This is a genomic window from Candidatus Pelagibacter sp., from assembly GCF_052049995.1.
Lineage (GTDB): Bacteria > Pseudomonadota > Alphaproteobacteria > Pelagibacterales > Pelagibacteraceae > Pelagibacter.
The window spans coordinates 404,271-411,124 of the sequence record NZ_JBNGYX010000001.1; the positions used below are offsets into that span (position 1 = coordinate 404,271).

General features: G+C 29.7%; 8 protein-coding genes and 1 riboswitch. Of the genes, 7 read left to right on the forward strand and 1 reads right to left on the reverse strand.

From position 1 onward, the window contains the following. Window positions 1–15: 15 nt before the first annotated feature. The gene (locus ACTT9Y_RS02255; protein WP_440932818.1) at window positions 16–1,344 is read right to left on the reverse strand and encodes an O-acetylhomoserine aminocarboxypropyltransferase/cysteine synthase family protein; all 1,329 of its coding nucleotides are present in this window, start codon (window positions 1,342–1,344) and stop codon (window positions 16–18) included. Window position 1,345: 1 nt separating this feature from the next. Next, a riboswitch (SAM riboswitch) is annotated at window positions 1,346–1,412 on the reverse strand. A 144-nt stretch (window positions 1,413–1,556) separates the two neighbouring features. Between ACTT9Y_RS02255 and rplM the strand changes: the two genes are divergently transcribed. Genes rplM through ACTT9Y_RS02290 form a run of 7 tightly spaced genes read left to right on the forward strand, consistent with a single transcriptional unit; the run spans window position 1,557 to window position 6,790 of the window. Next, entirely contained in the window at window positions 1,557–2,015 is a 459-nt protein-coding gene (rplM, locus tag ACTT9Y_RS02260) for a 50S ribosomal protein L13 (protein ID WP_440932819.1), read from the forward strand. A 1-nt stretch (window position 2,016) separates the two neighbouring features. Then, a complete protein-coding gene (gene rpsI / locus ACTT9Y_RS02265) occupies window positions 2,017–2,454 on the forward strand; it encodes a 30S ribosomal protein S9 (protein WP_440932820.1) in 438 nt (145 codons plus the stop codon). A gap of 33 nt (window positions 2,455–2,487) precedes the next feature. Further along, window positions 2,488–3,510 carry an N-acetyl-gamma-glutamyl-phosphate reductase gene (argC, locus tag ACTT9Y_RS02270; RefSeq protein WP_440932821.1) on the forward strand — a complete coding sequence of 341 codons (1,023 nt, stop codon included), beginning with the start codon at window positions 2,488–2,490 and terminating at the stop codon, window positions 3,508–3,510. Beyond that, entirely contained in the window at window positions 3,507–3,734 is a 228-nt protein-coding gene (locus tag ACTT9Y_RS02275; protein ID WP_440932822.1) for a hypothetical protein, read from the forward strand. The genes argC and ACTT9Y_RS02275 overlap by 4 nt, the downstream gene beginning before the upstream one ends. Then, on the forward strand, window positions 3,731–5,023 hold the full coding sequence (locus ACTT9Y_RS02280) for a homoserine dehydrogenase (RefSeq protein WP_440932823.1): 1,293 nt from the start codon (window positions 3,731–3,733) through the stop codon (window positions 5,021–5,023). Before ACTT9Y_RS02275 ends, ACTT9Y_RS02280 begins: the two co-directional genes overlap by 4 nt. After that, window positions 5,023–5,922: an AEC family transporter gene (locus ACTT9Y_RS02285; RefSeq protein WP_440932824.1), complete on the forward strand. Its 900-nt coding sequence runs from the start codon at window positions 5,023–5,025 to the stop codon at window positions 5,920–5,922. The genes ACTT9Y_RS02280 and ACTT9Y_RS02285 overlap by 1 nt, the downstream gene beginning before the upstream one ends. A 16-nt stretch (window positions 5,923–5,938) precedes the next feature. Next, complete coding sequence (locus tag ACTT9Y_RS02290) at window positions 5,939–6,790, forward strand: DMT family transporter (protein ID WP_440932825.1); 852 nt, start codon at window positions 5,939–5,941, stop codon at window positions 6,788–6,790. The last annotated feature ends 64 nt before the right edge of the window (window positions 6,791–6,854 follow it).

The window sequence follows — 6,854 nt, forward strand, 5'->3', positions numbered from 1 at the left end:
CATTAAAACCTCAAATTAGCTTACAGCTTTTAAATTGCCCTTTGAGGATTTATTTAATGCTTGATCTAGATCCTCAATTATATCATCAATGTGTTCAATACCGATACAAAGTCTCACATAACTTTGAGTAACACCTGACGCAGCTAGTTCTTTCTCATTTAATTGACTATGAGTTGTACTTGCTGGGTGAATTGCTAAACTTCTAGCATCACCAATATTAGCTACGTGATAGAACATCTTTAAAGACTCGATAAATTTTTTACCAGCTTCAATACCACCTTTAAGTTCGATACCAATCATTGGTCCATTTCCACCTTTAAGATACTTTTTCGCTCTATCAGCAATAGGTTTATCATGTTCAGTAGAATAAATAACTTTTGTAACTTCTTTATGTTTTTTAAGAAAATCAACTACGTATTCGGCATTAGCGCAATGTTGTCTCATTCTTAAAGCAACTGTTTCAAGTCCTTGAATTATTGCAAAAGCATTATCTGGAGCCAGAGCTGATCCCAAATCTCTTAATAAACAAACTCTTGCCCTAACAGCAAATGGCACATTGGCACCAGTTAGTTCTGGTACAGCCTTTCCCCAAATTACACCACCATAACTATTATCAGGTTCGTTAAATAAAGGTTGTCTTTTGGGATCTGCGGTCCAATCAAAGTTACCACCATCAACTATACTTCCTGCAACTGCCGTACCATGTCCACCTATATATTTTGTAAGTGAGTGAATTACTACTGCAGCACCATGTTCAATCGGTTTGCATATTACTGGAGCAGCTGTGTTGTCCATTATTAGTGGAATGTTATATTTTCTTCCTATGTCAGAAACTTCCTTTATTGGAAAAACCCTTAAATATGGATTTGGTAAGGTTTCACCGTAAAAAGCTCTAGTTTTATCATCTATTAATTTTTTAAAATTTTCAGGATTACTCGGATCTGCATATCTTATCTCTATACCAAGTTTGCTAAGTGTATGTGTAAATAAAGATACTGTACCACCATAAAGATCAGTTGAGCTTACTATATTATCACCGGCTTGGGCTACATTTAATACAGCAAACGTTGATGCGGTTTGACCTGAGGATACAGTTACACATGATAGACCTCCCTCAAGAGCGGCAACTCTTTTTTCCAGGACATCATTTGTTGGGTTCATAATACGTGTATAGATGTTACCAAATTCTTTAAGAGCGAAAAGGTTAGCAGCGTGATCTGTATTGTTAAATTGGTATGATGTTGTTCTATAAATTGGAACGGCTACAGCGTTCGTTGCTGGATCACTCCTATAGTCACCACCATGTATGGCAATAGTTTCAGGGTTATTTCTTTTTTTAGTCATTTTACTCCTTTTTTAGTGCTTCAACATTATGTTAGGCGCACAATACAGTTCAAATGCCTACCGATTTTAATAATTTTATGAAATTTCCTTTTTAGCAGTTATAAGCCCGCAATAGGATCAAATCGGCAACTGTTTTTTAGCATATTAGCTACATATTTCAAGCTAAATATAAAATTGACTTTGTAATTATTAATAGTATTAATCCTCGCACAATGACAAAATTCACTAAAAAAGACCAATTAAATTCATCTTGGTATGAAATAGACGCGAAGAATGCGGTAGTTGGAAGATTAGCAACTGTTGTTTCCAATATCATTAGAGGCAAGAACAAAACTACATATACACCTCATATGGATGATGGTGACTTTGTTGTTGTTAAAAATATTGAACAAGCAAAATTTACTGGAAAAAAATTTCAAGATAAAAAATATTACAGACACACTGGTCATCCAGGTGGAATTAAAGTTACAACACCTGAGAAACTTCATGAAAAAAAACCTGGAGAAACTCTAAAAATGGCTGTTAAAAGAATGTTACCTGGTGGAGTACTGGGCAGAAAACAATTAACAAAATTAAAAATATATGCAGGTAATGAGCATCCTCATTCAGCACAAAATCCTACTGTAATAGAGTTAGGTAAATTAAATAGTAAAAATATAGCAAGAAACTAAGATGGAAAATATTCAATCAGAATCAAAATCTCCAAAATTAAAATTAGATTTTAAAGACAGTAAATACGCTACTGGTAGAAGAAAAACATCAATTGCAAAAGTTTGGTTAAAAAAAGGTTCTGGTAAAATTTATGTAAATGGTAAATTATTTAGTGATTATTTTGCTGACGAAACTCATAAAATGCAAATTACAAGACCTTTTGAAATTATTAATCAGGCCACTGATTATGATGTAAGATGCAGTGTAAAAGGAGGTGGACCTACAGGCCAAGCTGGAGCTATGGTTCATGGTATTTCTAAAGCTTTAGTGTTATTTGATGAAAATCTAAAAGCCACCTTAAAAACAGAGAAACTTACTACCAGAGACTCAAGAGCAGTTGAAAGAAAAAAACCTGGTAGAAGAAAAGCTAGAAGAAGCTTCCAATTCTCTAAAAGATAATTTTTTTTTAATTTTTAACTGTTATAATAAAAAATGCCTAAGCTTAACGCATTAGTTGCTGGATCAACTGGATATATTGGTGTTCAATTAATTAAATTATTAGTTAAACACAAACATATTAATATTAAATACCTTTGTGGAAACTCTTCTGTAGGTAAACTCATTAAATTTTATGATAAATCTTTATCTAAATATAAATTACCAAAAATTATGAAATTTAATAAAAAATTATTAAAAGACGTTCAAGTTATTTTTACAGCACTTCCAAATGGGGAAGCACAGGATATATCTAAACATTTAAACAAAAATCATACTCTAATCGATCTTGCTGCAGATTTTAGATTAGAAAAAGCTTCTGATTATTTAAAGTGGTATAAACAAAAACATCGCGCAACTAATTTAATAAAGAAAAGCATCTATTTGCTTCCAGAAATAAACCGAAAAGAGATTAAAAAGTATAATATAATTGCATGTCCAGGATGTTATCCAACATCAATATTGCTACCTCTATTTCCTTTATTAAAGAAAAATTTAATTAAATTAAATAATATTATAATTGATTCAAAATCTGGATATTCAGGCGCTGGCAGAGGAGTACACAAAAAATATAAAGATAAAAATTTATATGAATCCTTAAGTGCATATGGGATTGGTTTTCATCGTCACAATTCTGAAATAGACCAAATGCTAAGAAAATTTACTAAGAAAAAATTTCAATTTAGTTTTACCCCTCACTTATCACCGATGTTTAGAGGTATTCTGAGTACTATATATGTTGATTTAGAAAATAATATTTCACAAACTAAAGTATTAAAAACTTTAATTAGTTTTTATAAAAATGAAAGTTTTGTAAAAATATTAAACCCTGACTCTTTGTTAAGCACCAATGAAGTAATAAATACTAATAAATGTTATATTTCTGTGTGCAAATCTAAATATAGTAATAAAATAATCATTCTATCTGCTCTTGATAATTTAATTAAGGGTGGAGCAGGTCAAGCTGTACAAAATCTGAATAATAAATTTAATTTTTCTGAAACGACTGGATTAAAATGAGAAAATTTATAATAATTTTTTCCTCTTTAATATTAGCAAATTGTTCATTAAACAAAGATTCTCAATATTGGACAGAAAATTCTATCGAAAGCATAACTAATCAAAAAAAATTAAATGAAATATTAAAAAAGTCAGACGATATAACATCAATGACATTAGAGGAATATAAGATTTATATAGATGACTATACAAAAAAAAGTAAATATCCAGATATTAGCAAATGAGTAAATTAATTAATATTGCAGTAGTAGGACTTGGTCAGGTTGGCAATTATTTGCTAAATGAACTAAATACAAAAAAAAAAGATATAGAGCTTAAAACAGGTAAGAAAATTAATGTGGTCGCTGTTTCTGCTAGAAATATTAATAAAAAAAGAAAATTCAAAGTTAAAAAAAAAATATTTTACAAAAATCCTTTAGAAATTTTTAAAAAAAATAATATTGATATATTATTTGAAGCTATAGGTTTATCAGATGGTATTTCTAAAAAAGTTGTCGAAACTGCTTTAAAAAGTAAAATCCATGTTATTACACCTAATAAAGCTTTAATCTCAAAACATGGCAATGAGTTAGCAAAACTTGCGGAAAGAAATAAAGTCAATTTGGAATTTGAAGCATCAGTTGCTGGTGGTATTCCAATATTAAGATCAATTAAAGAAGGATTGGCAACAAACAAAATATTCAAAGTTTATGGAATTCTGAATGGTACTTCAAATTACATACTATCCGAAATGGAAAATTCAGATGAAAATTTTGTAGATGTTTTAAAAAAAGCACAGTTACTTGGTTATGCTGAACCTGGTAATCCAAAATTAGACTTAAATGGTTTTGATGCATTTGCCAAAGTAAGAATTTTGTCTGCTTTAGCCTTTAATAGTAAAATTTCTAAACATAAATGTTTAATGGAAGGAATAGAAAAAATTGAATTAAAAGATATTAAAATTGCAAATCAATTAGATTTAAGAATAAAACTACTAGGAATCTCAGAGTTAAAGAATAATCATCTTTTTGAAACCGTCCATCCATGTTTAGTTAGTAAAAAATCTTATATTGGTAATGTAAACGGTGTAATGAATGCAGTTATTCTTCAAGGTAAACCAGTTGGAGAAAGCGTTTTACAAGGGGAGGGAGCTGGACCAGGTCCTACTTCTTCATCATTACTTTCTGATTTATTATCAATTTTGCGTGGAAATATAAAAAAACCTTTTGGTGTTAGCGTTTCTAAACTTAAATCTTTAAAACCATATAATGTAAATAATTATGTAAATTCATTATATTTGAGATTCGAGGTAAAAGATAAGCCTGGTGTGTTATCTGAAATAACTAATCGTTTAGCTAAATATAAAATTTCGGTTAAAAGGCTAATACAGACGCCTGATAAAAAAAATAATAAAGCAACAATTGTTATTATTACACATAAAACAACTGATATTAATATTCATAATTGTTTGTCTATTTTAAAGAAAAATAAAAATATTTTAAAATCACCAACATTAATTAGATTGCTTGGTTAATGGAAATTTATTTAAAACTTTTCGAAGTTTTATTTCCGGTATTCCTAATAGTAGGTCTTGGATATCATTTGGGTAAAAAAAATCCAGATTTTGATACATCATTTATAACAACATATGCTGGTAATTTTGGAACACCAGCTCTTGTTATTTTTGCTATCACAGCAGGTGGTGTTACTTATGACGTGTTCAAAGAGTATTTTGGTTACTCAATAATTCTATTAAGTCTCTTTGGTGTTGTTGGATTAATATTTCTTATACTCATGAAAAAAGATTATATTCGAGAATTACCAACTTTTATTTTACCAAACACTGGAAATATGGGTATACCAATATGTTTATTTGCATATGGCGAATTAGGAATGGGGATAGCTGCAGCAATTTCATCTCTAATAGTTTTACTGCATTTTACACTTAACATATTCTTAGCAAAACGCTCTTTTGATTTTAAAATTATATTAAAAAGCCCATCTTTTTATGCAATTTTAATAACAGTTATTTTTTTATATTTTGAAATACCTTTTCCTCAATTTGTATTAAATACTGTGATGCTTTTAGCCTATGGTATGATTGTTATGATCTTGATGTCTCTAGGAGTAGCTCTTACTCAAATGAAAGTATTTTCTTTTAAAGATGCCTTAATAACTTCTTTTGGCAGAGTAATATTAGGTCCTATTATAGGATTTGCTGTTATAAAATTTTTTAATTTATCCGGAATACCAGCGGGTGTATTGTTGATACAATCGTGTATGCCAAGTGCAATTTTATGTTATTTAGTTGCCCACATGTACTCTCCTAAAGAAATTGTGGATAATATTTCTAGTACGATTGTTGTGTCTACAATCATGTCATTATTTACTATTCCAATTACATTATTCTTTGCTTTAAAATACTTCTATTAAGAGATATCCTTCTTTCATGAAGGCTATAATTTTAAATGCTACTGCTTGGATGATTGTTCCTGTAATGGATGCTTTTGCTAAATATTTAAGCTCATCTATGGACGTTTTGCAGATAACGTGGGCTAGATATTTCTTTACAGTGGTCTTTACGTTATCTTTAATGCTTATCTTTTATAGACAATCATTAGTATGGACAAAAAAACCAGCGCTTCAATTAATTAGAGGATTAATTTTTGTGTTTTCTACTTATTTATTCTTTTATGCAATATCGGAAATTTCACTTCCAAAAGCCCTAACTTTAGCTTTTGTAGCTCCAATTTGTGTTACAGCTTTATCTCCATTTTTTTTAAATGAGCAAGTAGGGGTGAAGAGGTGGACTGCTGTATCATTAGGATTTATTGGAACTTTAATTGTAATCAGACCTGGTTTTATTGAGCTTAACTTGGCTACCATGGCTGCTTTAGGAAATGGAATTTGCTATGGTTTTTATCTTATTATCACGAGGAAGCTCAGTAACTCTGACAATCCTCTTTTAACTCTTTTACTATCGGGTTTAATAGGAACCGTAATTATTAGCCTATTTATGCCCTCAGTTTGGGTTAATCCTACGTCAAATCAGTGGATTTTAATGGCTTTAATCGGCCTTATAGCCTCTGTAGCGCATCTTTTCCTTATATTATCACTCAAATACGCTGATGCTTCTAAATTAGCTCCTTTAGGCTATACAGAGATAATTACCAATATACTAATTAGTTATTATTTCTTTCATGAATTGCCTGATAACTGGACTTATTTAGGTTTATTTATCATTGTTCTCAGTGGTTTATATATTTCTAGAAGAGAATATTTGCTTACTCGCTCTAATTAATAGTAAATAAATAATTACTAATTAATAAACTAATACTTTAATATATTTATATAAACTATTGAAA

Bases quoted from the DNA above. Each gene is read 5' to 3' on its own strand.
- ACTT9Y_RS02275 (WP_440932822.1), top strand. From the start codon at position 3,507: ATGAGAAAATTTATAATAATTTTTTCCTCTTTAATATTAGCAAATTGT.
- rpsI (WP_440932820.1), top strand. From the start codon at position 2,017: ATGGAAAATATTCAATCAGAATCAAAATCTCCAAAATTAAAATTAGAT.
- rplM (WP_440932819.1), top strand. From the start codon at position 1,557: ATGACAAAATTCACTAAAAAAGACCAATTAAATTCATCTTGGTATGAA.
- ACTT9Y_RS02290 (WP_440932825.1), top strand. From the start codon at position 5,939: ATGAAGGCTATAATTTTAAATGCTACTGCTTGGATGATTGTTCCTGTA.
- ACTT9Y_RS02285 (WP_440932824.1), top strand. From the start codon at position 5,023: ATGGAAATTTATTTAAAACTTTTCGAAGTTTTATTTCCGGTATTCCTA.
- ACTT9Y_RS02280 (WP_440932823.1), top strand. From the start codon at position 3,731: ATGAGTAAATTAATTAATATTGCAGTAGTAGGACTTGGTCAGGTTGGC.
- ACTT9Y_RS02255 (WP_440932818.1), bottom strand. From the start codon at position 1,344: ATGACTAAAAAAAGAAATAACCCTGAAACTATTGCCATACATGGTGGT.
- argC (WP_440932821.1), top strand. From the start codon at position 2,488: ATGCCTAAGCTTAACGCATTAGTTGCTGGATCAACTGGATATATTGGT.